The sequence below is a fragment of the Paenibacillus naphthalenovorans genome (assembly GCF_900099895.1).
Taxonomy (GTDB): domain Bacteria; phylum Bacillota; class Bacilli; order Paenibacillales; family NBRC-103111; genus Paenibacillus_G; species Paenibacillus_G naphthalenovorans.
This window is the reverse complement of record NZ_FNDY01000007.1, coordinates 38,821-63,953: the sequence shown is the minus strand read 5'-3', so window position 1 is coordinate 63,953 and position 25,133 is coordinate 38,821. Positions and strand designations below refer to the sequence as shown.

Genomic DNA, 25,133 nt, shown 5'->3' with positions numbered 1-25,133 from the left:
GTGGTTTGTCTGTGTGCCTGCCTTACTTTATTCCGGCGGCATTTTGCAGCCTTTTTGCGATTTCCAGAACATCCTCTTGGGAGACGCCGGGGGCGAATTCTTCGGGAACTCCGCATGTTCGGGGATCGGAGCCCCTTGCGGGACACCTTCGTCGTCCCGGTGGCCACCTCCAGGGCTTTGGCATACGCCAGGATATGTACGCCGCCTCGAACGAGCAGGTAACCGATCATTTCACGGGCAACCGGATGATTGGTCATCTCGTAGACGCGCATTTTGTGCGTCCGTGCGCCGCATTCGGATCCGCATACGGGGACTGCGGCAGCTCGATCAACAGTTGATTGATGCGTGTAAACAGAAGAAACCCCTCCTTATCCCAAACCGCATTTAAAGCGCAAGGCTCCATTAAGCTGTATGAAACAAAGGAGAGATTTATGCAGGGACGAGACTTAGAAATCTCGGAAGCCCATCCGCTTCAGCACGGTTTCCGTCCGGGCGACGATATCGTCGATCTGCTCTTTGGTGGTGCACAGCGGCAGCCAATAATAGATCGTATCCCCAAGCGGGCGCAGGAACAGGCCTTCCTTCAGCCCTTCCAGATATACGCGGAAGCCGATGCGCTCGGCAAAATCGAAGCGAACTCCGGCGGCGCGGTCCTTATACAGCTCGAAGGCGCCGACCATGCCGAGGCTGCGCACGTTCGCTACGCCGGAAAATGCCTCAAATCGCTTCAGCTGTTCTTTAAGGTGAGCCGCCGCATCCTGGACGTGGTCCAAGACGCGTTCTTCCTCAAAGATGCGAAGCGATTCCAGCGCTACAGCCGCAGCGAGCGGATTGCCGGTGAAGCTGTGACCGTGCGTGAAGGTCTTCAGCTTCACGTAGTCGTCATAGAATGCGTCGTAGATCGCATTCGTCGTGATTGTAGCGGACAGAGGCAGCACGCCCGCCGTAAGCCCTTTGGACAGGCACATGAAGTCCGGCGAGATCCCTGCGTGATCGCAAGCGAACATCCGGCCTGTCCGGCCGAACCCGACCGCCACTTCGTCGGCGATAAGGTGTACTTCATATTGCGTGCACAGCTCACGCAATCCTTGCAAATACGCGGCGGGGTATATGATCATTCCTCCCGCGGCCTGAATCATCGGCTCGACGATCAGCGCAGCCAGCTCGTCCGCCGATGATTCAAAGAGCTTGCGTGCGCCCTCCAGCGCCTCCGCCACACAAGCCTCGGCGCTGGGTCCCTTGCGCACGTCCGGCGACGGTACCGCGCTGGCCGCGAACAGCAGGGGCCGGAATACGGAGAAGTAATGATCTACGCCGCCGACGCTGACCGCTCCGATCGTATCGCCGTGATAGCTGTTCTCCACGAAGGCGAATTTGGTTTTGCCGGTCCGTCCGGTTTGCTGCCAATATTGAAACGACATCTTCAACGCCACTTCCACGGAAGTGGAGCCGTTGTCGGAGTAAAACACTCGGTCCAGCCCGGGCGGAGTAAGCTCAACCAATTGATGAGCCAATTCAATACCGGGCCGATGCGTAAGGCCGGCGAACATCACGTGATCCATTTGGGCAAGCTGCCGGTTTATGGCCTCCCGGATACGCGGATGCGCATGACCGTGCACGTTAACCCACCAGGAAGAGTTGGTATCGTAGTAACGATTCCCGTCGGCATCATATAAGTAGACGCCTTCCGCTTTCTCGATCAGAACGGGATCCGTATCAGCGTAATCCTTCATCTGGGTAAAAGGGTGCCATACATGCTGACGGTCCATTTGCAAAAGCAACTGCTTTTCATTTGCTTTCATCCACTGCATCCTCCTTGAACTTCATGGTCGGATCGGATACGATTAATCTATTAATCCACACCACATTGTACCACCAAGAGAAGCAAAACGCGAAACCGGAAAGGAACAAGCGCTATGATTATCGGCATCGGCACCGATTTACTGGATATCGCGCGCGTGCGCAAAATTTTGGAGCAGCCCGCGGGCGGAAGATTTTTGGAGCGGGTTCTCACACCCCGCGAGCGCGAGCTGGCTGAGGGCAAACAGGGGCGCTTGGCTGAATTTACGGCAGGCCGCTTTGCAGCCAAAGAAGCGGTATCGAAGGCGATCGGCTGCGGCATCGGCAAAGAGCTCTCATTTCAGGATGTAGAGATCCTGCCTGATCCGAAGGGCAAACCGGTTTGCCGGTTATCGGAGACAGCGATGGAGCGGATGATTGCGGCCGGATTACTCCCGGGCGCGGGGACAAGCGGCTCTATTTGGATTCACCTGAGCGTCACTCATACGGAGACGACCGCGATGGCTTACGCGATTGTGGAGCGCAGAGAGGGCGCGGCCGGATGAAAACGGCAGTGTAAAAGCAAACAAGCAGTCCCTTCTTAAGAGGGGCTGCTTGTTTGATTAAGCGTTCAGGTCGCTGTTACGCTGAAAAACCGTCTAACGTCGGCCGGCATCGGATTATTTTTTGTTTGCCAGCCAATCGGCGAGCGCATCAATCTCCTCGGTTTTGAGCTTGCCTTGATAGCCGGGCATGCCGTTGCCGCCCCGATTGATCTGCTCGACGATTTGCTCCTTGGTCAGTCGTGCGCCTGCTTGCTGCAGGTTTGTATTTGGCCCTACTTTTCCTTCCAGGTTGGAGGCATGGCATGACATACAGTTCTGCTTATAGAGCGATTGCACCGTATCGCTCGCTCCGGCCATCGCCTGCTCCTCCGTCATGCCGCCGGAGGATTTACCGCCGCCAAACGGCGCAGGGCTATTTTGGGGCGTGCATGCTCCGAGAACGGCTGCCATCATTAACGCCATTGAAAAAGCGGCCCAAGTATTCATACGTTTCATTCTTACCTCGTCCCCCTGTTCCACATACCGATCATCCATGCGAGAGCCATCATACTGAGTCCGCCGAAGACTCCGAGAGCTACCTGCGCAAAGCCTAAATATGACCAAGCCACGGTTACGGTTAAAGCCAGCATCCATAAGCTTAGATACAGCAGCGGGCGTCCTAACCAGCGGCTAAACCAAGCGTAAGCCAATGTCAGCAGTATGCCCTTAAACAGCGGCCAAACCAACGGGTCGATGCTTTTCCAGCGCGCCAGCGCATAGAGCCCCGACACAACCAGCACTACTGCGGCGCACAGGGTTATACCGGCTCCGCTTAAGGCAGGGCTTGTCCCGCCATAGTGGCGAAATGTCCTAAACAGCAGGACCGCGGATGCCGCAAGTGCCGTCCACATCACGACCGGCTGCAGCGGATCGAGATCCCGCCATTGCGCAAAAAACCGCAACCCGGCCGACAGCGCCCATTGCAGGCCCCAGATATACAGAAAAGCGGTATATGGCGCAGCCTTTTGATAGGCGGCTTCCACTTGATTAATACTCATCGTTACACCTCTTTGGCCGCAGCCGGTTTAACCTTTTTAGCCGCCTGAAAAAACCGGCGGCCGCACGTACGAAGTGCCATCTCATGATCAACAAGTCATAAGGGCAGCTAAACAATCATGGTAAGTTCGCGCTTTCTAAAGAGAGAGTACACTTTTTTCGGTAGTGAAGTCAAACGTGCCGGTATACCCTGACGAGCCAGTTGCTCCGAGGGCTCAGTTCCCCGAAGTAATCCGATGATTTTTTGCGTATTCCCGAGGGGAGACGCCGGTCACTTTTTTGAAGATGCGGCTGAAATAAAACTCGTCCGTATAGCCCACGCTGCTTGCGATCGATTTCAGACGATAATCCGAAAGCACGAGAAGCTCCTTGGCCCGGTCAACACGCAGGTGCGTCAAGTAATCGATGGGGCTGTAGCCGATATATTTTTTGAACAACCGGGAATAGTGGCTGACGCTCAGCCCCGCCATTTGGGCCAATCCTTCCAGCGTGAGCGGCTCCTGATAGTGGCCTATCATATAATCCTGGGTTAACTCAATGGCGGCGGTGGTATCGCCCGCAATTTTTTGTGCGCGAAAATCGGTCACGAGCGTCAGCAGCAGTTCCTGAAGCAAGATTTTGCGGCGCATCGCCGTCATGTGCCCCCGCCGCTTCCACAGCACATCCAGCTGCTCAAACAGATAGATCAGCTGGGGGGTGTTGGTTACCGTATACATACCCTCCAAGGGAAAACGCGTTTCCGAGGCGTTGTTGTAAACCCACTGTTCCTTATCCTCATAACATTCCGTATAATGAAAACGTATGAAATAGTATTCCAGGGGATGCTCCGGATCGGTGGTGCGCTCCACGACCATACCGGGGGCAAACCAAAAGAGCTTGCCGGGCTCCGCCGGATAATGGGTTCCATTGATGGTGAAGGTGCCCTTCCCCTTGATGATGAGCCAGACGGAATGATGTTTGATCGGCTGCGCTTTTTGGTACCAGTCCGTCTCGCACTTTCTATGGCCGACAATAAGAATGGATATCACCAGCTTATTCAAGCGAGAGGCCAACTCTCCGGGGGTGAGCATCGGCATCGGTCCTTTCATGTTTTTAAATTTATTATATCTCGAAAACGTGTGCAAAGAGAAGGAGACATCATGTACAGTTTAGAACAAAAACAATATTTCAGCGCAGAGCTGATGTCCTGGTATAAGCGGCATAAACGCGATCTTCCTTGGCGGCGCAGCCGTAATCCATATCATATCTGGGTATCGGAAATTATGCTGCAGCAGACTCGCGTTGACACGGTCATTCCTTATTTTGAACGCTTCATGGACAAGTTCCCGACGATAGAGGCGTTGGCGGAAGCGCCGGAAGAAGAGGTGCTCAAGGCGTGGGAAGGACTCGGATATTATTCGCGTGCCCGCAATCTCCAAACCGCTGTACGGGAAGTACAGGAGCGCTACGGGGGTACCGTGCCGGATACGAAGGAGGACGTATTCTCGCTGAAGGGCGTTGGACCTTATACGGCCGGAGCGATTCTCAGCATCGCCTACAATAAACCGGAGCCCGCGGTAGACGGCAATGTTATGCGTGTGCTGTCGCGCTATTTTCTCATTGAAGAGGACATCATGAAAGGCAGTACCCGCGTGCTTATGGAAAAGCTGGCAAAGGAACTGATTCCGGAAGGGGAGGCCGGGGATTTCAACCAAGCGCTCATGGAACTCGGCGCGCTGGTTTGCACGCCCAAATCACCGCACTGCCTGACCTGTCCGGTGATGGCGCACTGCGCGGGAAGAGCCGCCGGAATGGAGGACTCCCTCCCGATCAAAAAGAAGGCGAAGCCCCCGCGTCCGGAGAGCAGATACACAGCGCTGGTCGAGGGTACCGGTGAGCATACCGGCAAGGTATTGATCCGCCAGCGTCCGGCGGAAGGGCTGCTCGCCCGGATGTGGGAGCTGCCGCATACGCTTGCCACTGGCGCTGCCGGAGATCCGGCCGCCGCGCATGAGGCGTTGGCCTCGCATCTGGCCGCCGACGGACTGGGCATCGACTCGCTTCACCTGCTTATGCAGGCGGAGCACGTATTCAGCCATATCCGCTGGGATATGCAGGTATACGTATGCCGGCCCGAGCCTTCGCCGCTGCTTTCGGAGCTGCCTGAGCTGCTGCCGTCACATTATCGTTGGATCAGCCGCGAGGAGATGGAGCAGTATGCGTTTCCGAATGTATTCCTTCGTATTTTGAACACCTATTTTAAAGGTACGTTCCAGTTGAAAGAAAAAGAGCGGCGCAGCCTCCATTCAAGACAATCTGTTCTTTAATAAATCTGCTTCTTCAGTGATTCGGGCTCTTTGACCAGAATATACTTCTTGTCGATGGCGATGATTCCGTCCTCCTGCAAATCCTGAAGGACCTTGGTGACCGACTCGCGCACGGTACCTACCATATTGGCGAGCTGCTGATGCGTCAGCTTCATATTGATGAGCGTGCCGCCCGGCTTCGGCGTACCGTATTGTTCTGACAGCCGGCAAATCATTTTGACGGTGCGCGAACGGACATCGAGAAAGGTCAGATCGTAAATTTGCTCATTGGCTTTACGAAGTCGTTCCATCGTAACTTCAAGCAGACGCAGGCACAGTTTGGGACTTCGTTCCATGAATTGTTGAAAATCGGATCGCGTCAGCGTATACATGGAACAATCCTCCAGCGTTTCGACGCTGGCGGAGCGTCTCATCCCTTGCTGGATCAGCGCCATCTCTCCAAAGAAATCACCTTCCCGGAACAGGGAGAGGATAATTTCCTTGGCATTATCGATTCGGTAAACCTTGACAGCCCCGGTTTGTACGAGAAAAAATTCTTCGCCGGGATCGCCTTCAACAAACAGAACAGTATTTTTTTTAAATGTGCGTTCGGCAAATAACGGAGAGATCTCCTCCAGCTCAGCTGCAGATAAATCCTGAAACAACGGCACATTCTGCAGAAGAGAGATCAATCTATTCATTATCTCACTCTTTTCTCATACGGTTTTCCTGATTTCTCCACCATAGGCGGAATTGCCGGCCTAAATGATAGCACGATTAGCCTTGTGCGCCAACTCGTCCATGCTGCCCTGAAGCATCATGATGTATATATCGGAATAAAACGATTTCTGATTAAGGGAGGACTCATACCTTATGGATATTCACATCGTACTGTATTTTACGGCGGCATCCATACTTCTGACGCTGGCGCCGGGGCCGGACATTCTGTTTGTTGCCGCACAGAGCGTATCCAACGGCCGTAAGGCGGGGATTGCCACAGCATTGGGTTTATGTACCGGTGTGCTTGCCCATACCTTTGCCGCAGCAGCGGGCATTTCTGCCTTGCTTTATAACTCTGCGCTGCTTTTCCAGCTTGTCAAATATGCGGGAGCTGCCTATCTTTTATATTTGGCCTGGCAGGCTCTTAAGGAAGGAGCAGGTGAATTGTCGCTTGAACGGGTGCCGCGTCAAAGTGCGGGAGCGCTGTATCGCAGAGGCATTCTGATGAATATGCTCAATCCAAAGGTGTCGCTCTTTTTTCTGGCGCTGCTGCCTCAATTTGTGACGCCCGACGGGAGCCATCCGGCTCTGCAGATGATGGTATTGGGAGTTATTTTTATGGTCCAGGCCATCGTTGTTTTCAGTCTGGTGTCCTTGGGCGCAGGTTTTGTCGGCAGCAAGCTGCGTGCCCGAACCGGAACCATCCGATGGATCAACAGGGCCAAGGCCCTTTTGTATGCGGTGATTGGTTTGCGATTGATGTTTGCCCAAAAATGAAGACAGCGCAAAAAGACCGCTCGGAGAAAATACCGAGCGGTCTTTATTATGAAAGAACGTTACTTTACAGCAGCTTCGTAACGTTTGCCTACTTCAGCCCAGTTGACAACGTTCCAGAATGCTGCAATGTAGTCAGGGCGTTTGTTTTGGTACTTCAGGTAGTAAGCGTGCTCCCATACGTCCAGTCCGAGGATCGGCGTGTCGCCTTCCATGATCGGGCTGTCTTGGTTTGGCAGGCTGTATACTTTCAGCTTGCCGTCTTTGGATACGGCAAGGAAAGCCCAACCGGAGCCAAAACGGGTAGTGGCCGCTTTGGTAAAGTCTTCTTTGAATTTATCGAAACCGCCGAGCTCGTTGTTGATTGCGTCAGCCAGCTTGCCGCTTGGAGTGCCGCCGCCGTTAGGGCCGATCGTTTCCCAGAACAGGGAGTGGTTAGCGTGGCCGCCGCCATTGTTGCGAACTGCGGTACGAATAGCTTCAGGTACGCTGTTCAGGTCGGCAATGAGCTCTTCAACGCTTTTGGACTGAAGGTCAGCATGCCCTTCCAATGCCGCGTTCAAGTTCGTTACGTATGTGTTGTGGTGACGATCGTGGTGAATCGTCATGGTCAGTTCGTCAATGTAAGGCTCGAGCGCGTTGTTTGGATAAGGAAGTGCCGGTAATTGGTGTGCCATCTTCAAATCTACCTCCTAGGATATATAAATTTCCAAGTTTTATTATACGCCTATTTTTTATATAAAATCAACATTTATGTATATTAAGTATTGATTACAGTCTCGTTACGGCCCTTGAGACTGCACGCCGCCCCGATGTTCGATTTCCGTAATGATTTGTCCGAGCATGGCCGTACCTTGCGCGTTCAGCCATGGGGATAAGTCGCTCATGGCCCTCTGATGGTAATGCAGTTCTTCAGAGGTCCACTCGGACGTCTTCCTGTCATTCAATTCATGAATCCGGCGTACTGGTCCGCCGGTCAGCCGCTCCGTCATCGGTCTCCTCCTTTCGGATACTCAGCGTTTTCCGGATTATCGTTTCACCTTGCGTCAGCTTTTATACATGAATCATCAGCTCGAATTCCGCAAATTTTTTCTCTTTTCTTTTCTTATGTTCGATGGTACACTAAATCCGAAAGATTGTTTATTAAATAAACAAAGTATATCCGGAGGTGCGCTTTATGAGTAAATTCATCCCCGTCAAAGAAGACCGCTTTACATTTGGTTTATGGACTGTCGGCAATCCGGGGCGCGACCCGTTCGGCCTGCCCGTACGCGATGGGTTTTCTCCTGTGGAAGCCGTACATATGCTTGCGGAGCTTGGAGCTTACGGCGTAAACTTCCACGATAACGATCTTGTTCCGATCGATGCGACGCCTGTTGAAAAGCAGCGGATTGTAAGCGGATTCAGATGTGCTTTGGAACAAACCGGTTTGAAGGTCCCGATGGTTACGGTCAGCCTGTTTACCGATCCGATCTTTAAAGACGGTGCTTTCACCTCTAACGATCCGCGCGTCCGCGCTTATGCGCTCCAAAAGACGATAGAGTCCATGGATTTGGGCGCCGAGCTTGGAGCGGAAGTGTTCGTACTGTGGGGCGGGCGTGAGGGCTCCGAGGTCGATGCAGGCAAGAATGCCGTCGAGGCTATGAAGCGTTACCGTGAAGCGTTGAACTACCTGTGTGAATACAACCTGTCGCAAAAGTACGGATATAAGTTTGCGCTTGAAGCCAAGCCGAACGAGCCGCGCGCCGACATTTATCTGCCGACGACGGGGGCTATGCTCGGCATGATTGCCACACTTGATTATCCGGACATGGTTGGCGTTAATCCGGAGGTGGCGCACGAGCGCATGGCCGGACTTAACTTCTATCATGCGGTAGCCCAGGCGTTGGAGGCCGGCAAGCTGTTCCACATTGACTTGAACGATCAGAAGATGAGCCGCTTCGACCAAGACCTGCGCTTCGGATCCGACGGTATTAAGGAAGCATTCTTTCTCGTGAAACTGCTGGAGGATTATCAATACACCGGAATGAAGCATTTTGACGCCCATGCACTGCGTACAGAAGACCGTCAAGGCGTCATTGAGTTCGCCAAGGGCTGCATGAGAACCTACTTGATCCTCAAGGAAAAAGTGGCGCAATTTAATGCGGACCAGGAGATTCAAGCGCTCATCGCAGAAATGAACGGCAAGAAGCTGGAGCTTCCGGACTTCGACTTCAAATTCTCGCCGGAAAGCCTCAAAGCTCTCCAGAGCTATCAGGTGGACCGTACAGCCATTGGCGCGGAAGGCATACCGTATGAGAGGCTGGACCAGCTCACTTGCGAAATTTTGTTTGGGGTAAGATAAGAAATGTCAATGACCGTTCTTTGCATAGGCAGAGGACGGTTTTGTTTTTTCATTTCGTTATGTCTATAAATCTCCTTAATCTTATGGAAGGAATAGAAAAAAAAGGAATAATGAGCCGGAAAGGCTTGTTATTCTTTTGAATACGAATCCTATGAACGGCATATCTATCGTAGTAAGAAATGAAAGTAAAAATATGTTAATCTTCTTGTTTATTTCCTTGAAACCGCTTAATATAAAGCGCTTTACCGAGAAAATGAAAATAAATGTGTCTTTTTATACAATTTTAGAAGGAATTTTGCGATATTTGTGGTATTCTGTATAAATAGCACACAAGGTGGGGGAGTTTAATATGCTTGTAAATTCCTATCAGGTTCGTACTTTTTATTTGTCTGATTACGTTTCGGTCACCGAGCTTTTCAAGAATGTATTGTCCGAACCCTGTTATCAGGAGACGATGGAAGCTTTCGCCCGGCAGTTGTCGTGGGATAGCGAACTCGTCCTGGTGGCCGAGGAAGAGGGCAAGATTGTCGGAGTGATCGTAGGAACGATCGACAATGACAATGGCTATTACTACCGGATCGCGGTAGAGCAGCAGCATCAGCGGCGTGGAATCGGTCAAGCGCTGATCGAGTCGCTCCGGCAAAGATTCCTGGGACGCAAGGTGCGCCGTATTATGGTAACGGTTGATGTGCATAACGAAGTAGTGCTTCCGGTTTATGAAAAGGCCGGATACCAATCGACCGATTTTTCCCGGACGGCCCACCGGTTAAGCATTGTTAACGGGTAAATAACAAGCAGAATCAGGCTTTTATTAATACATGGGGCATAACGGGGAGCTGTTGCGGCTTTCGCAGTTATGCTTTTTTTGTATTCCCGATCGGGACCAGACTCTTGAAAGCTGTTCTGCATAAGTTTATGCTAAGATCAAAGATTAAGGGGACAAACAAGCAAAGCGCATGCCGGCCGGGTGCCGAAAATGCAGAAGGGTCAGGACCGGATGAACACTTTCTCATCGTATGTAATCAAAAGCTTCAAGCACGACGGGCACCTGCACCGGATGTGGCTGAAAAATTGGCTTGTGCCTGAAGGCCTGCTCCATGAAGATCATCGCAAAGAAGCGATGCTGGTGCTCATCAACAGTCAAACCAAAATTGTCGAGGCGGACGGAAAGGAATGGGTAAGCCGAATTCCAGGCGTGTCGTTTTTTATTCCGAAGCAGTGGTTTAATGTTGTGGCTTTGCTGGAAGACAACGGTATTCGTTATTACTGCAATGTCGCCTCTCCGCCTTATGTCAACGGCAGGGTGATCACCTATATTGATTATGATTTGGATGTCATACGGATGCCGGGCGGGGAGGTATACGTTGTCGATCAGGAGGAATACGAGCAGCACAAGCAGCTGTATCATTATTCCTCTGTTGTCGACGGCAAAGTGAAGCAGGGATTGAAGGCGCTGCTGGCGCGGGTGCAGGGAGCCGAACCGCCTTTTCGTGATGAGCACATCAAGTTTTACTATGAGCGATGGAGAGAACACGGAGCGGAGGGATAGGATACGGCTGTGTTCTCCCGATGAAACAGAACCTCAACCGGAGGAAAGCCTCAACTCCCCAAGGGTTGCACGAGTCTTATACGGATAGTTTAATAGAAGACGGGCGGTTCGAACCGTATATCATCATGGAAGGCCATCTGTTCGTCATGGGGGACAACCGGCATCGGTATGCCAGCAACGACAGCCGAAGCTTCGGAGCGGTCCCGCTATCGAAAGTGGAGGGGCGGGCAGAGATGATCGTATGGCCGCCAAAACAATGGAGGAGCCTGTAATGGTTAAAAATGAAGCTGTGGATTGGGCCCGGCTGAAGGAAGAACTGCGGGCGGATGCTCCCCGGCTTGGAATTGATAAAATCGGTTTTGCCTCAGCAGATCCGTTCGTTGAGTTGAAGGATATTCTCTTAAAGCATCGTGAAAAAGGATATGAATCGGGGTTCGAGGAGCCCGATATCGATAAACGGGTGGATCCGGCTTTAACGTTGAAAGCGCCGAGATCGATAATCTCCATCGCGGTGGCCTATCCGTCGAAGATGAAGAATCCGCCCAGGTCGGAACCGGGCGCCTACCGTGGCATATTGTCACGTTCCGCCTGGGGAACGGATTATCATCATGTGCTGCGAAACCGGCTTGAACGGCTTGAGCAGTGGATCCGGGAACGGGTGCCGGGAGCCCGGACGGTCAGCATGGTCGATACCGGGGCGCTGGTGGACCGTGCGGTGGCCAAACGGGCCGGCATTGGCTGGTTGGGTAAAAACTGTTCGGTCATCACGCCGGAATGGGGCTCTTGGGTGTATCTGGGCGAGCTGATCACGAATGTGCCGTTCCCGCCGGATACGCCTGTAACGGAGAGCTGCGGGGACTGCACGCTATGCATCGATGCCTGTCCGACGGGAGCTCTTGTCGGGCCGGGTCAGCTCAACGCGCAGCGCTGCGTTTCGTATCTTACGCAGACCAAGGGGCACATCGAAGATGATGAGTTGAAGCGCAAGATCGGAAACCGGCTGTACGGCTGTGATACTTGCCAAATCGTCTGTCCGAAGAACAAAGGAATGCATGCGGATCATCATCCGGAGCTTGAGCCTGACCCGGAACTGGTGAAGCCGCTGCTTAAGCCGCTGCTGTTCCTGTCGAACCGCGAATTCAAAGAGCGTTTCGGCTCAAGCGCGGCTGCATGGCGAGGACGTAAGCCGATCCAGCGCAACGCGATTCTGGCGCTCGGAAATTTCCGCGATAAGACGGCGGTCCCGGAATTGATCCATCTGCTGCGGACCGACGAGCGTCCTGAAATTCGCGGTGCGGCTGTGTGGGCGTTGGGCCGAATCGGCGGAGCGGAAGCCCGTGAGGCGCTGGAAGCGGCAGCCGGGAAGGAACAGGACGAAGCGGTGCGGCGCGAGCTCGCCAAAGCGATAAGCCAATATGCGGAGGGGCAGCAGGTGGAATGATATGACAAGTCGAATTAGATATGATGAAATGGAATCGCCCATCGGGCCGTTGACGTTGGGATGGAGCGATAAAGGCTTGTGTTCCATTGAATTCGGAACGTTTAAGGAGACGGAGACTAAGCTCAGAGCGTGGTCCCGGCTCCGCTATGGAACGGAAGAATGGGAGCGGGCTCCGAAGTCGCTGGCCGAAGCAGCGGGACAGCTTCGGGATTATTTTGCCGGAGCGCTGCACTCCTTTCATTTGCCTTTGGATCTGAAGGGAACCCCCTTTCAAGTGAAAGTCTGGGAGGCGCTTACGGAGATTCCGTTCGGGAGCACTCGTTCGTACAAGGATATCGCCGAACGGATCGGCTCGCCTAAAGCGGTTCGGGCGGTAGGAGGTGCCAATAATGGCAACCCGGTCCCGATTATCGTTCCCTGCCATCGAGTGATCGGCGCAAACGGAACCTTGGTCGGCTATGGCGGCGGGCTTGACAAAAAAACCTTTTTGCTTCAGCACGAAGGCTTTTCGATGGAAGGAGATCAGCCATGAGGTATGTGCATATTGATAATGTAGAGCCAGGGCAATATTTAGGACGTACGATTTTCTCGGCGAACGGATCGGTCCTGTTATCGGAAGGCGTACAGTTGACCGTTTACATGATTACGACGCTCAAGCGGATCGGTGTCACCATGATCTATATTAAGGATTTGCAGTTTGAAGACATCGAGATTCCCGAGCTTGTATCGGAGGAAACGAAACAGATTGTGATGAAGCAAATGGGAGAAACGTTCCATTCGATCCGGTCCGGTAAAGATTTTAACACCAAGCACGTCATTGGAAGTATCGATAATCTCCTGGAAGAGATCATGCAAAACAAGGAAGTGCTGGTGCAATTATCCGATATCCGTACGGAAGATAACGAGATGTACGTGCATGCCATTAACGTTTGTATGATGTCCACCTTGATCGGGATCAATCTGGGACTCTCCATGCCGCAATTGAGAGAGCTGGCCATTGGAGCGCTGATGCACGATATAGGCAAGCTGGACAAGATCACAGATGACGAAAGCCCCGATAGGAAAAGGCATCATACGTGGCGGGGCTTCGAGGTGCTGAAATCGAAGAGAGAGCTGAACCTGTTGATCGCCCATGTGGCATTTCAGCATCATGAAACGATGGACGGACAAGGTCTGCCGCGGCGTTTGACAGGCGATGAAATCCATTTGTATGCGAAAATCACCGCCGTAGCCAATACATATGACAACCTGCTGTCCGATTTGTCGGAAGGACGGAGAATGCTGCCGCATGAAGCTTGTGAACGCATGATGGTGCTGGCGGGGGACAAGCTGGACCGGGAGATTGTCATTCAATTTCTGCGCATCGTGTCGGTTTACCCTACCGGCTCTTCCGTCAGGTTATCGACCCGGGAAACGGGGGTAGTCGTAGGACAGCACCGCGGACTGCCGGGCCGTCCTATCGTACGTGTCGTCAAGGGCAGCGCGGATGACCTTGAGATCAAGGAAATCGATCTGGCTAAGCATACGACCATATTTATTGATGGTGTGCTGACCTAATGAAAAAGCTTTGCAAAACCATTTGTAACGGCAGTCTTGACATGCTATGATGATTAAATGACATCCATCGTTTGAGGTGAAGGTTCAACATGTGGGGATATATCATTACAGGAGTTATTGCGCTATTGGTTGGAGGGGTAGGCGGTTTCTTTATCGGCGTCTACTATTTGCGCAAGCAGCTCGAAAAAATGCAGAGCAACCCGGAAATGCTGCAGCGTATGGCCAAGCAGATGGGCTATAACTTGAACAAACAGCAAATGCAGAAAATGCAGCAGATGATGAAAAATCAAAAGTTTCGTCCGTGAGCCTGAAGCCTTCAAGGCGCAGGCTTTCTTCTTTGCACCATCGAAAATTTGAAAAGAAGGGGGAATGACGATGCCGGCGAAGGAATATAAGAACCGTCTGGTTGCCGAAAACCGCGAACAAATCGAAGAGCATATTCGCCAAATTTTGCGTTTAATTGGCGAGGATGTGGACAGGGAAGGGCTGCTGGATACCCCTGCGAGGGTAACGCGCATGTATGAAGAAATTTTTGCGGGCTATGAGGCCGACTTCAGGGAGATTTTGGGCGTGGCTTTCGATGAAAAGCACGAGGAGCTTGTCATCGTCAAGGATATCGTGTACTACAGCCAGTGCGAGCATCATATGGCGCCTTTTTTCGGCAAGATTCATATCGGGTATATTCCGAGCGGCAAGATTGCCGGACTCAGCAAATTTGCCCGGCTCGTGGAAGCGGTGACCCGCCGATTGCAGGTACAAGAGAGAATCACCTCGGAGATTGCTGATATTATAGAAGAGGTGCTGGAGCCGCACGGTTGTATGGTCGTCGTGGAAGGGGAGCATCTGTGCATGTGCGCCCGCGGTGTGAAGAAGCCGGGCAGCAAGACCGTGACCTCTGCCGTTCGGGGCTTGTTCCGCAAGGACGCGGCTGCGCGGGCTGAGTTTCTTGCTCTGGTAAAGGAGTAATGACATAGGCCGTTTGCGATGGTTTGTCCAAACCGGATAACGCAGTTGAACAAAAGCACTGGGCGCATGGGATGAGCGCTCTGGTGCTTTTGTTCATGCCGCAAGGATAATTTCACATATACCGGTCAATAAGGAAGCCACCTCAGCATCCGGGCGGCGGAGAACCGCTCATTGACATGATCCCAGTTGATGGTATGCCACCAGGATTCGATATACTTCGACCGCTCATTCTTGTACTTGAGGTAGTAGGCGTGTTCCCAGACATCCAGCACAAGCAGAGGGATCACATCCCATTGGGATAAATTTTGGTGCTTTTCCGCCTGTAAAATCTCCAGCCGATGGCTGCGCGGACTCCATACGAGAATAGCCCAGCCTCCACCCTCCACTTTATCCGCTGCTGAGCTAAACTGCTTTTTAAACGCTTCAAAGCTGCCGAACGATTTCCTGATCTCGGCAGCAATCGGTCCGGTAGCCGGTCCGCCGCCGCCGGGCTTCATGATATTCCAGAATATCGTATGAAGGTAATGCCCCGCACCGTTAAACGCGAGTTCGCGTTCCCAATGCTTCACCAGCGCAAAATCATTGCTTTCCCTCGCTTTGGCCAGCATCGTTTCCGCATAATTTAAACCATCCACATAGCTCTTATGATGTTTATCATGATGAAGCTTCATCGTTTCCGTATCGATATACGGCTCCAACGCATCATAAGCGTAGGGGAGCGCCGGCAGCACATGACCACCGATCGGCACCGGTTTCAGGGCCGGTGTCGTAGGTCTAATACCCGACGACCAGGTTCCTTCCTGTGTAGCGGTTAACTCTTCATCGCTGCTTAATCTGTGGATGTGGGCTTTTTCCTCCGTATCCGGCGATGGTGCTGGCGTTCCCTCTTTAACTGCGAATTCCCGAGGCCAGACATATTCGTCCATGAATGGTCCCGGGCTGGCGGCATGAAGCACGCCAATAAAGTACTCCGATTCGCGAATAATATGCATAACCACCGTCTGGATGACTGGGTTTGACCGGACAGGCTGGCTTTGTTTCATGAGGTTAAACAACTGGTTGACGAATTCGCGCGATTGGCGGATGGAGATGTAGAGCAGCTGTTGGATTTGTGCGGACAAATAGGGGCTGATCGGCGGATGGGAACGGACCACGGCTTCGATGAGCTGTCCGCTAACGGCCTCCGTTTGGGCAAATACGCCCTCCCATTGCTGCATCAGCAAAACGAATTGCGGTTCCAACGTCGGAACAAGCTCGCGGATAACGACCGTATGCTCCTTCTCCTGCATTTTCCAAAAACGGATTTCCTCCAACACCCTTAAAGGCATCAAAGCTCCGTACACATACAGCATGACAAAAACCTCCCCGTCGTTCTGTCCTTCCAACTCTGTGCTGGTTGTACGAGATCATTGTATTCGGGGAGGCCATTGCCTATGCTACCTTGAATGGCTAAATTTAACTGGAGCCGGAGGAGCGCTGGACAGCGTTCGCAGGAAGCCTGTCGTTATTTGAAGATAATCTTCTTTATGCGCCCGGTAAATGAGTTCATGCCCATCATTTTCGAGCAGCCACAGCTGGGAGCCGGAATCCGCTTTTTGCCGTTGGTAAATCTCTTGGGCTGTTTCGTAAGGGGCTTTCAGATCCTTCTTGCCGTGAATAAAGAAGATCGGGATATCATACTGTGTTTCCTTGACTTTCGAATACGGCATTTGGTTCATGCTGACACCATTGATCAATGGAAAAAACATATGAACCAAAGACTGGGAGACCTTAGGCAAATTGGCTTCTTGCTTCATGTTGTGATACAGCGTATCGGGCTCCAGTACAAATGTGCTGTCGAGAATCATGCCGTCGATGTCCCTGGTTTGAAGCGCTGCCTGCAGAGCGGTACCCGCGCCCATAGAGAAGCCCCATACATAGACGCGTTCGGCCCCGCGGTCTTTGGCGTACTTGACTGCACCGAGCAGCTCCTGCGATTCGCGCAGCCCTCCGGTCACGTTCCAATTGGGTTGAACATACCCATAATCAAACATCAATACATTATATCCCTGATGGTATACGGCTTTGGCCAGATCATAGATCGGCACCCAAATTTCTTCACGGTTGCCCCCGTAGCCGTGGGAGAAAACGACCGTTTGCTTGGATGGCGCGGCCCCGGAAGCTGGAATGTACCAGCCTGACAGCTCCGATAATTCGTTTAGGCTCGGAAAGCGCACGTCCTCGTAAGGAGCTCCGAAGGCAAGAGCGGGATTGGAACGCAGCGGGTCGATGTGCGGCCGTGCAAGAGTCCAGGCAACGTAAGCGTGAAAGGCCATAGTCAAACTGAACAGCAAGAGCAGCACGGACATCAGTGCGATAAGCCATCCTTTGTGGCGTCGGGCAAACGAGGTTCGTTTGAGAGCGGTTTCAACGGTTGCCGGATTTAAAGGGACGGATGAGTAAGAGTTCGTTTCCATGATGGATCCCTCCCAACGTAAACTGAGGTTTCTGTAATTATACTATTCCAAAAGGAAAATTTGATTTCCAAAGAGGGAATAAAGAACCATACATTATTATGAAGCTTGGATCATTTTATTAATTTAATATTATAGGCAACTGCCGCATAGAGTCAATGAAAGTCGAAAAATGTAAACTACCTGTAATCTTCCTGTAATAATGAAGATGCTTAATGGAAGTGAAAAATGGGAATGACGATGATTTTCAGTTTAAAGATATGAAAATACATCGAAATAAGCTATAATATATTTCAACTGGTGAAACGGATTTTCGGAAGGTGGGAAGCTGATGGAAGACGGAAAATTAACCGTGCGCGCCGTTGAGCGTGCTTTGGATATCCTTCTTTGTTTTACGGAAGCCGAGGATTTGAGCTTAACCGAAATTGCAGGACGGGTAGGGCTGCACAAAAGTACGGTTCATCGGCTGCTCGCTTCTCTGGAAGGCAAGGGCTTCATCATCCGCAATCCCGGATCGGAGCGCTACCGGCTCGGTTTTCGCATATGGGAGCTATCGGCGAACCTGACGCACAGCGACGACCCCGCGTTGATTCTGCTGCCGGAGCTGGAGCGTCTGCGCGACCAAGTGGGAGAGACGGTCAGTCTGTATGTGCGCGACGGGATGGAGCGTGTCCGCGTTCAGGCGGTGCAGAGCAATCAAGCCATTCGCCGTGTGGCGCCGATCGGAGCAAGACTGCCGCTGTACGTCGGCGCGTCGAGCAAAATCCTTGTCGCCTTCGCGGACCCTGCGGAGCAGCAGGCTTTGCTGCACGATCCTGCCTGGCCAAAAACGGTGAGTACGGCTGCTTATATGGAGCAGCTGGAGGAAGTAAGGACGCTGGGCTATGCCACCAGCGTGGAGGAGCGCGAGCCCGGCGCTGCGGCTGTGGCGGCTCCGATCTTCGGCCGGGCACAGCGGCTGGTTGCCGCGCTCGCGGTTTCGGGTCCCTCCAACCGGCTGACGCTGGAGATGATGAAAGAGCATGCGCCGATTCTTATGGAAGCCGCCCGGCGCATGGGCAAAATGCTGAAGTAAATGAAGCAGCGCTTCTTTTCGACGCCTGTTCGCATGAAGAACCATGAAAAAAACCTCCGGGCCTCTGGAAAAATAGAGGCTTCGGAGGTTTTTGTATATTGAAGGATTTTCAATTAAGCCATGATTTGACGCAGAACTGTCTGCAAAATACCGCCGTTGCGGTAGTATTCTACGTCAACGTAGCTGTCCAGACGGGCGATCACTTCAAAGCTGAAGGTGGAGCCGTCTTCGCGGGTTACATTTACGGTTAATTTTTGACCCGGCTGTACATCGTTGTTCAGGCCGACAATATCGAACGTTTCGGTACCGGTGAGGCCAAGGGATTTCCAGCTTTGGCCATCGATGAATTGCAGCGGCAATACGCCCATGCCAACCAGGTTGGAACGGTGGATCCGCTCGAAGCTTTCGGCGATAACGGCTTTCACGCCGAGCAGGAACGTACCTTTGGCCGCCCAGTCGCGGGAGCTTCCCGTACCGTATTCTTTACCCGCAATGACAACAAGGTTCGTGCCTTGCTCTTGATACTTCATGGAAGCGTCATAGATGGACATGACCTCGCCTGTCGGCAGGTAAGTGGTTACGCCGCCCTCAGTACCCGGAGCCACTTGGTTGCGGATCCGGATGTTGGCGAATGTGCCGCGCATCATCACTTCGTGGTTACCGCGGCGGGAGCCGTACGAGTTAAAGTCTTCCTTCTTCACGCCATGCTCGATCAGGTATTTACCCGCCGGGCTGTCGACTTTGATGTTGCCTGCAGGCGAGATGTGGTCCGTTGTTACGGAGTCGCCCAGCAAGGCCAGCGTTTTGGCGCCGCGGATATCCGTAATGTCGGAGAGCTGATCGCCAACATTGGTAAAGAACGGCGGATTGGCAATGTAGGTGGATTTTTCATCCCACTCATACAGATCGCCTTCCGGAACCTGGATCGCATTGAAGCGAGGGTTGGAACGGAATACGTCGGCATATTTTGCACGGTACAATTCAGGGCTCATTGCGGACTGGATCGCTTCTTGAATCTCTTGAGCCGTTGGCCAGATGTCTTTCAGGTATACCGGTTCGTTCTTCTGATCGTAACCGATCGGATCGTTGGCCAGGTCAATATTCACCGTGCCCGCCAAAGCGTAAGCTACGACTAGCGGTGGAGAAGCCAGGTAGTTTGCTTTGACTTGCGCATGAACGCGGCCTTCAAAGTTCCGGTTACCGGAAAGCACGGCAGCAACCGTCATATCGTTGTCGGCAATCGCCGCGCTTACTTCGTCCGGAAGCGGTCCGGAGTTACCGATACAAGTAGCGCAGCCGTAGCCTGCCACGTGGAAGCCAAGCGATTCGAGCGGTTCGAGAAGCCCCGCTTTTTTCAGGTAGTCGGTTACAACCAGGGAACCTGGTGTCAAAGAGCTCTTGACATAACCCGGTTTGCGCAGACCGCGTGCTACAGCTTTCTTCGCAACAAGGCCGGCTCCCAGCATAACGCTTGGGTTGGACGTATTCGTACAGGAAGTAATCGCAGCAATGACCACTGCACCGGTGCCCATTTTGCTTGTCTCCCCGTTAGGATGCTTCACTTCCACCACTTCGGCGATTTTTTCTTCGGAGAGACCGTAGCCGCCTTTTTCAATCGGGGTGCGAATGATGCTGTTGAACGATTCTTTCATGTTCGTCAGCTCTACGCGGTCCTGCGGACGCTTCGGACCGGCCAAGCTTGGAACGACGGAACCAAGATCAAGCTCAATGGTGTCGCTGAATACCGGATCCGGCGTATCATCGGTACGGAACATGCCTTGCGCTTTATAGTAAGCTTCAACGAGCGCGATTTGTTCTTCGGAACGCCCTGTACCTCTCAGGTAGTTCAAGGACTCTGCGTCCACCGGGAAGAAGCCGATCGTTGCGCCGTATTCCGGTGCCATGTTGGCTACCGTTGCACGGTCTGCCAAGCTGATGTTGCTCAGACCGGGACCGTAGAATTCAACGAATTTGCCGACAACGCCTTTCTTGCGCAGCATTTGCGTAACGGTCAAAGCAAGGTCTGTTGCCGTAGCGCCTTCTGCCAGTGTACCTGTCAGCTTGAAGCCGATAACCTCAGGTGTAACAAAATAGAGCGGTTGGCCAAGCATTCCGGCTTCCGCCTCGATACCGCCGACGCCCCAGCCCACGATACCGAGACCGTTGATCATCGTCGTGTGGGAGTCGGTGCCTACAAGGGAATCCGGGTATACGAACGTTTCGCCGTCAACGGTTTTCGTAGCGGCTACCGATGCCAGATACTCCAGGTTGACCTGGTGGACGATCCCCGTATCCGGCGGAACGGCGCGGAAGTTGTCAAAAGCGGTTTGCGCCCAGCGCAGGAAGCGGTAGCGTTCCTCGTTGCGTTCAAACTCCACTCTCTCGTTATATTCACGCGCTTCCTTGGAGCCGAATGCGTCAACCATGACGGAGTGGTCGATAACAAGATCAACGGGCACGAGCGGATTGATGCGTTTCGGGTCTCCTCCGGCACGCTTCATGGTATCTCTCATGGCTGCGAGGTCAACGACAACCGGTACGCCAGTGAAGTCCTGCAGCACGATACGTGCAGGAATGAAAGGAATTTCTTTGTTGGCGTCGCGTTCGGAGGCCCAGTTAGCGATTTGTTTGACATGCTCTTGTGTAATGGCCTTTCCGTCGAATTGACGAACGGCTGCTTCAAGAAGAACTTTAATGGAAAAAGGGAGATTGGAAATCGTTCCGTTTCCTTGCTCTTCGAACGCCGGCAGGCTGTAGTAGCTATAGGATTTATTGCCTACGTTCAGCTGCTTGCGGACTGAAAATTGGTCTTTGATAGACATCGTCGCTAATTCCTCCTTATAAAACAATTATTCAGCCTTTTATTTTGTTTCACCTAGTAAAACTAGATTTCAAAATTAGCTCTAATTACAGTATACATGCTGCGGCCCCTTTTCGTAAAGGTTGATTTGAATCATTTTTGTACGGTTTTATGCATACGAATGGAATGAATGTTTGAAACGCCGAATAACTCCCGACAGGTTTTTTAAGGAAAGGGGCCAGATGCCATGACTTGGAAAACGATCCTGTACGACTATGTACATCATCGCAATCAAATGGACATCGATTATTCCGTAGATCCCATGCTGCCGATTGTAGAGGACGAAGCATACCTCCACGACCAGACCGCCCGACTTTCCCGCAGAGCGGCGACGGACAAGGATAGACATTTCATGCCGGTCAAAAGCGAAACCCGCCTTACGATATTACGCGCTGCAGAACGGGAAGACCGGGTTATGGCCGATGTATTGCTGCGAAGAACCTCCGTAGGCCAGATTGGCCACTCTTCTTATGAAGAACAACGCCTGGAGCAGGAGCGCGTGACGCTGGTACCCGGAGCCGACGGCTGGATCATTGCTAAGATTGAAGCGCTCCAAACGGAAGCGGCGCTTCGTTTGAAGCCGGCTGTTGCCGGCGGCATTATGGAGGCGGAGGACGAATTCGCAGCGGTCGGTTTGATGCGGGCGCCGTCCGTGCCTTTCCTGAACCGGCAGCTTGTGCCGGAGCTGCAGCATTCCGCGGCGCGGGCGATATACAATCGAATGGAGGCCGCCCGTTACGCGGATCTCTGGTGGGATAAAGGGAACCCGGCTTACCTGACATTCGAAGTGAACTGCAGTAACTATGTGTCCCAATGTCTGTTTGCCGGAGGCGCTCCGATGAAGCATACGGGCCAGAGAGATACGGGATGGTGGTACAAAGGCCGTGTAGGCGGGCGGGAGCTGTGGAGCTTCAGTTGGGCTGTTGCCGAAAGCCTGCAGTTTTATTTGCTGACCAGCCGATCAGGTCTTCGCGCTCAGGAGGTTTCCAGCGCGGCCGAGCTTGAGCCTGGCGATGTCATCAGCTATGACTGGGACGGCGACGGCCGATTTCAGCACACGACAGTGGTTGCCGCCAAAGATTCCAACGGGATGCCGCTGGTTAACGCCAATACGGTCAGCAGCAAGCACCGTTATTGGAGCTACACGGATTCGCCGGCGTGGACTGAACGTACGCGTTACCGGCTTTTACATATTTCGGATTCTTTTTAAATGCATATGAGACGTGCCGTAGATTAGGTTTTGCTAATTTTACCGTGTCCATGCACCTTCGAGGCGTTGTTTTTCTATATTTATGATTCGCGGGCGGTGTCGGAATTTTCCGGGGTTTCGGTATCGGATGCGGGGAATGTGCCGCGTGTCCAGGCTTGCTTTTGCCTTGCCGCTTCCATTATGCTAAGGCTAATGAACAAGCCGGGAGGAGAAATTCTATGGGTTTTCAAACCGAATTTAATTCCGTTTGCAAATTTAAGTCCGAGCAGGAGCTGTTCGAGCTGCTGGAATACGGCCGCGGCAAAATGGTAAAGAAAGGCTTTCGCGTTTATCCCGCAGGACAGAAGGTGATTGCTTACACCCCGGACAATCAGGCGATTGCCATCGTGAAGATTCTCGCCTCCATCGCCGAAATCAATTTCCAGGGGGAAGAAGTGACGGAGGTCGAAATGGAGCTGGTCCGCAAGCTCACGGATGAAGAATCGCGCATTCAAACCGCATTAGCCGACGAATTGTTTTTTGGAGCTGGAAAGTAGATCCTACAAACCGGAGTTTGGAGCACTCATTCCTTAATGGTATGGGTGCTTTGTTTTTAAGTTCGAATTTAGGACGGGCGGAATACACGATATGATATCGGAGGCCGGGAGGAAAGATGATGCGCTGTTTAAGCTGATTTAATCTGTGAGGGGAGAATCCGGTTTAACCGTGCTGTTCCAAGCTTCTTTTGAACTGTGAACGGTCCTGTTCAGGGGCGAAAAGCTCGCTTGAAATATTCGGTAAAATGATATACTTTGAGTAGGGAAGAAAGTGTCCAAGCCCTATTTGACAATGGAGAGGGGAACGTACGGATGAGTTTGCTAGAGGGTAAAAATATTGTGGTTATGGGTGTGGCTAATGACCGGAGTATCGCATGGGCGATTGCGCAGTCTTTGGCGAGCCAAGGCGCCAAATTGGTGTTTACGTATGAGAACGAACGGGTGGAGGAACGCGTGCGCAAACTGGTGAATACGATTCCGGATGCGGTCATGCTGCCTTGCAATGTGACCGTTGATGAAGATATCGAGAAGCTGGCGGGTTCCTTAAAGGAGCATTTCGGCGCGCTTCACGGTATCGTGCACAGCATTGCTTTTGCCCGGACCGAAGAGCTTGAAGGCTTGTTCGTGAATACGAGCCGGGACGGATTCGCTCTGGCGCACGACATCAGCGCGTATTCGCTGGTTGCTGTTGCACAAAAGCTGTATCCGCTCATGACCGAGGGCGGAAGCATTATGACGATGACCTACCTCGGGGCTGAACGCGCCATGAAAAACTACAATGTCATGGGGGTTGCCAAGGCTGCTCTGGAAGCCAGCGTGCGTTATTTGGCGAACGATCTGGGCCAATTCAACATTCGCGTGAACGCCATCTCCGCCGGTCCGATCCGGACGCTTGCCGCGAAAGGGATTAAGGATTTTAACTCCATCCTGAAAACCGTAGAGGAAAAAGCACCTCTTCGCCGGACGACGGAAACCGCCGAAGTTGGCGATACGGCTATGTTCCTGATGAGTAACTTGTCCCGGGGCATCACTGGCGAAGTAATTTATGTAGATAGCGGGTATCACATCGTTGGTGTGTAATACGAGATTTCCAAATAGTGGACCACCTGTTGTTTTATTGACAGGTGGTTTTTTTGTGCTTTATGGTATATGGTATTCTTGGGGAAAGTGTATAAAATTTATACTATAATATACCATTCATTTGTATCCGGCAAAACTTGCTTATTGCCTGATGCCGGCGTAGTGCCGGTGCTTCTCAGCTTCTTGTCAGCGGGGACATTATCGTTATTCATTCGCCGCCGAATCCGTGTAAAGGGGCTTTCTTCGGCGATATCGAACGCGAACATAAAGAGAAGATGAAGATTGCTGCGCTTGTGCTGAGCCAAGGGATAGAGAAACCGCCGAGCACCCCTCGTTCCCGGCCCTTGTTATTCCGCAGGTCCGGCAGATTGTTTCACCGGCGGACACCGGGGACAGGGGTGGCGGAAGCGGCCTTGAAGGCGTTTGTCAGAAGCGGGCCGCGAATGAAGCTTTATGTGCAGTTTGTGGTGCTTGTGATGTATGCAGTGGCGATCGTGCCCTCATGGTTGAAGTGGCTGCTTTGGGGCGTTGTAGCTTTTCTGCTGGCTTCATGGCTTAGGATTAGCGGGCAGGAGCTGCTGGATTCCCGTTCTCCGGCTGTTCCGGTGGGAGGCCGCGGATTTGTCCGACGGCATGAGCCGTGCGGTATTTACGCTGCTGCTCCCGGCAACCTTAGCCATGAGCGTTGCTCTCGCTTGCACTGCATGGCCTGAAAGGTTGTGGCTGGGTGTACCGCTGATGCTTTCGGCCGGGACAGGCCTGGCTTATGCCGTATCCCGGCTGATGATATTGGGAGTGCGGATCGGGACAAGCGGCCCGCCAAAAGCGAACCATGATTCTGTTCGCGACGGTTAAACCCGGCATATATAATACGATACTAAGTTAACGAACATAAAGGCATAT

At 52.5% G+C, this 25,133-nt stretch carries 27 protein-coding genes and 1 pseudogene; 17 read left to right on the top strand and 11 right to left on the bottom strand.

The window, feature by feature from the left end:
* Nucleotides 1-22: 22 nt before the first annotated feature.
* Nucleotides 23-296: pseudogene (locus BLT35_RS26195) on the bottom strand (manganese catalase family protein); the annotation flags it as partial.
* 150 nt (nucleotides 297-446) lie between these two features.
* The gene (gene bioA / locus BLT35_RS09295) at nucleotides 447-1,802 is read right to left on the bottom strand and encodes an adenosylmethionine--8-amino-7-oxononanoate transaminase (RefSeq protein ID WP_074727647.1); all 1,356 of its coding nucleotides are present in this window, start codon (nucleotides 1,800-1,802) and stop codon (nucleotides 447-449) included.
* 114 nt (nucleotides 1,803-1,916) lie between these two features.
* Between bioA and acpS the strand changes: the two genes are divergently transcribed.
* Nucleotides 1,917-2,345: a holo-ACP synthase gene (gene acpS / locus BLT35_RS09290; RefSeq protein WP_062409957.1), complete on the top strand. Its 429-nt coding sequence runs from the start codon at nucleotides 1,917-1,919 to the stop codon at nucleotides 2,343-2,345.
* A gap of 114 nt (nucleotides 2,346-2,459) precedes the next feature.
* Here the strand turns inward: acpS and BLT35_RS09285 are convergent, their stop codons facing one another.
* The 3 genes from BLT35_RS09285 to BLT35_RS09275 form a co-directional block, all read right to left on the bottom strand.
* A complete protein-coding gene (locus BLT35_RS09285) occupies nucleotides 2,460-2,840 on the bottom strand; it encodes a c-type cytochrome (protein WP_082660884.1) in 381 nt (126 codons plus the stop codon).
* Between the two features lie 2 nt (nucleotides 2,841-2,842).
* Nucleotides 2,843-3,382 carry a hypothetical protein gene (locus tag BLT35_RS09280; protein WP_062409955.1) on the bottom strand — a complete coding sequence of 180 codons (540 nt, stop codon included), beginning with the start codon at nucleotides 3,380-3,382 and terminating at the stop codon, nucleotides 2,843-2,845.
* Between the two features lie 213 nt (nucleotides 3,383-3,595).
* Complete coding sequence (locus BLT35_RS09275; RefSeq protein WP_062411060.1) at nucleotides 3,596-4,450, bottom strand: AraC family transcriptional regulator; 855 nt, start codon at nucleotides 4,448-4,450, stop codon at nucleotides 3,596-3,598.
* Between the two features lie 69 nt (nucleotides 4,451-4,519).
* On the opposite strand from BLT35_RS09275, the gene mutY reads away from it, so the two are divergent.
* Nucleotides 4,520-5,686 carry an A/G-specific adenine glycosylase gene (gene mutY / locus BLT35_RS09270; RefSeq protein ID WP_062409953.1) on the top strand — a complete coding sequence of 389 codons (1,167 nt, stop codon included), beginning with the start codon at nucleotides 4,520-4,522 and terminating at the stop codon, nucleotides 5,684-5,686.
* On the opposite strand, the gene BLT35_RS09265 is transcribed toward mutY, so the two are convergent.
* A complete protein-coding gene (locus tag BLT35_RS09265; RefSeq protein ID WP_062409951.1) occupies nucleotides 5,683-6,366 on the bottom strand; it encodes a Crp/Fnr family transcriptional regulator in 684 nt (227 codons plus the stop codon). The two genes, mutY and BLT35_RS09265, sit on opposite strands and share 4 nt — an antisense overlap.
* Nucleotides 6,367-6,538: 172 nt before the next feature.
* On the opposite strand from BLT35_RS09265, the gene BLT35_RS09260 reads away from it, so the two are divergent.
* A complete protein-coding gene (locus BLT35_RS09260; RefSeq protein WP_054819537.1) occupies nucleotides 6,539-7,162 on the top strand; it encodes a LysE family translocator in 624 nt (207 codons plus the stop codon).
* Between the two features lie 59 nt (nucleotides 7,163-7,221).
* On the opposite strand, the gene BLT35_RS09255 is transcribed toward BLT35_RS09260, so the two are convergent.
* Nucleotides 7,222-7,836, bottom strand: a complete 615-nt coding sequence (locus BLT35_RS09255; protein ID WP_074727645.1) for a superoxide dismutase — start codon at nucleotides 7,834-7,836, stop codon at nucleotides 7,222-7,224.
* 105 nt (nucleotides 7,837-7,941) lie between these two features.
* Nucleotides 7,942-8,151, bottom strand: coding sequence for a mother cell protein YfhS (gene yfhS, locus BLT35_RS09250; RefSeq protein ID WP_054819538.1), 210 nt, complete (start codon nucleotides 8,149-8,151; stop codon nucleotides 7,942-7,944).
* Between the two features lie 185 nt (nucleotides 8,152-8,336).
* Here yfhS and xylA point away from each other — a divergent pair, with 185 nt between their 5' ends.
* The 9 genes from xylA (at nucleotide 8,337) to folE (ending at nucleotide 15,016) form a co-directional block, all read left to right on the top strand.
* Nucleotides 8,337-9,503, top strand: a complete 1,167-nt coding sequence (xylA, locus tag BLT35_RS09245; RefSeq protein ID WP_062409945.1) for a xylose isomerase — start codon at nucleotides 8,337-8,339, stop codon at nucleotides 9,501-9,503.
* A gap of 349 nt (nucleotides 9,504-9,852) precedes the next feature.
* Entirely contained in the window at nucleotides 9,853-10,290 is a 438-nt protein-coding gene (locus tag BLT35_RS09240) for a GNAT family N-acetyltransferase (RefSeq protein ID WP_062409944.1), read from the top strand.
* Between the two features lie 189 nt (nucleotides 10,291-10,479).
* On the top strand, nucleotides 10,480-11,052 hold the full coding sequence (locus BLT35_RS09235) for a DUF402 domain-containing protein (protein WP_082661025.1): 573 nt from the start codon (nucleotides 10,480-10,482) through the stop codon (nucleotides 11,050-11,052).
* Between the two features lie 65 nt (nucleotides 11,053-11,117).
* Nucleotides 11,118-11,324: a S26 family signal peptidase gene (locus BLT35_RS09230; protein ID WP_254777531.1), complete on the top strand. Its 207-nt coding sequence runs from the start codon at nucleotides 11,118-11,120 to the stop codon at nucleotides 11,322-11,324.
* On the top strand, nucleotides 11,324-12,493 hold the full coding sequence (queG, locus tag BLT35_RS09225) for a tRNA epoxyqueuosine(34) reductase QueG (RefSeq protein ID WP_249929657.1): 1,170 nt from the start codon (nucleotides 11,324-11,326) through the stop codon (nucleotides 12,491-12,493). The genes BLT35_RS09230 and queG overlap by 1 nt, the downstream gene beginning before the upstream one ends.
* A 1-nt stretch (nucleotide 12,494) precedes the next feature.
* Nucleotides 12,495-13,025, top strand: a complete 531-nt coding sequence (locus BLT35_RS09220; protein ID WP_074727641.1) for a methylated-DNA--[protein]-cysteine S-methyltransferase — start codon at nucleotides 12,495-12,497, stop codon at nucleotides 13,023-13,025.
* A complete protein-coding gene (locus tag BLT35_RS09215) occupies nucleotides 13,022-14,050 on the top strand; it encodes an HD-GYP domain-containing protein (protein WP_062409940.1) in 1,029 nt (342 codons plus the stop codon). Before BLT35_RS09220 ends, BLT35_RS09215 begins: the two co-directional genes overlap by 4 nt.
* An 89-nt stretch (nucleotides 14,051-14,139) precedes the next feature.
* Nucleotides 14,140-14,355 (top strand): YneF family protein, encoded by a 216-nt coding sequence (locus tag BLT35_RS09210; protein WP_062409939.1) that lies wholly within the window; start codon nucleotides 14,140-14,142, stop codon nucleotides 14,353-14,355.
* 70 nt (nucleotides 14,356-14,425) lie between these two features.
* Nucleotides 14,426-15,016: a GTP cyclohydrolase I FolE gene (gene folE / locus BLT35_RS09205; protein ID WP_062409938.1), complete on the top strand. Its 591-nt coding sequence runs from the start codon at nucleotides 14,426-14,428 to the stop codon at nucleotides 15,014-15,016.
* A 125-nt stretch (nucleotides 15,017-15,141) separates the two neighbouring features.
* On the opposite strand, the gene BLT35_RS09200 is transcribed toward folE, so the two are convergent.
* On the bottom strand, nucleotides 15,142-16,368 hold the full coding sequence (locus tag BLT35_RS09200) for a Fe-Mn family superoxide dismutase (RefSeq protein ID WP_074727639.1): 1,227 nt from the start codon (nucleotides 16,366-16,368) through the stop codon (nucleotides 15,142-15,144).
* An 84-nt stretch (nucleotides 16,369-16,452) separates the two neighbouring features.
* Entirely contained in the window at nucleotides 16,453-17,472 is a 1,020-nt protein-coding gene (locus BLT35_RS09195) for an alpha/beta hydrolase (protein WP_054819541.1), read from the bottom strand.
* Nucleotides 17,473-17,800: 328 nt separating this feature from the next.
* Here BLT35_RS09195 and BLT35_RS09190 point away from each other — a divergent pair, with 328 nt between their 5' ends.
* Complete coding sequence (locus tag BLT35_RS09190; protein WP_054819542.1) at nucleotides 17,801-18,544, top strand: IclR family transcriptional regulator; 744 nt, start codon at nucleotides 17,801-17,803, stop codon at nucleotides 18,542-18,544.
* Between the two features lie 113 nt (nucleotides 18,545-18,657).
* Here BLT35_RS09190 and acnA read toward each other — a convergent pair whose 3' ends face one another.
* Nucleotides 18,658-21,366 (bottom strand): aconitate hydratase AcnA, encoded by a 2,709-nt coding sequence (gene acnA, locus BLT35_RS09185; protein WP_074727637.1) that lies wholly within the window; start codon nucleotides 21,364-21,366, stop codon nucleotides 18,658-18,660.
* A gap of 225 nt (nucleotides 21,367-21,591) precedes the next feature.
* Between acnA and BLT35_RS09180 the strand changes: the two genes are divergently transcribed.
* The 4 genes from BLT35_RS09180 to BLT35_RS09165 all read left to right on the top strand — a co-directional run bounded on the left by BLT35_RS09180 (nucleotide 21,592) and on the right by BLT35_RS09165 (nucleotide 24,943).
* On the top strand, nucleotides 21,592-22,614 hold the full coding sequence (locus BLT35_RS09180) for an amidase domain-containing protein (RefSeq protein ID WP_054819543.1): 1,023 nt from the start codon (nucleotides 21,592-21,594) through the stop codon (nucleotides 22,612-22,614).
* Between the two features lie 218 nt (nucleotides 22,615-22,832).
* Entirely contained in the window at nucleotides 22,833-23,150 is a 318-nt protein-coding gene (locus BLT35_RS09175; RefSeq protein ID WP_074727635.1) for a hypothetical protein, read from the top strand.
* A 312-nt stretch (nucleotides 23,151-23,462) separates the two neighbouring features.
* On the top strand, nucleotides 23,463-24,230 hold the full coding sequence (gene fabI, locus BLT35_RS09170; RefSeq protein ID WP_054819545.1) for an enoyl-ACP reductase FabI: 768 nt from the start codon (nucleotides 23,463-23,465) through the stop codon (nucleotides 24,228-24,230).
* 197 nt (nucleotides 24,231-24,427) lie between these two features.
* A complete protein-coding gene (locus BLT35_RS09165; RefSeq protein WP_309144123.1) occupies nucleotides 24,428-24,943 on the top strand; it encodes an ABC transporter permease in 516 nt (171 codons plus the stop codon).
* Nucleotides 24,944-25,133 lie beyond the last annotated feature (190 nt).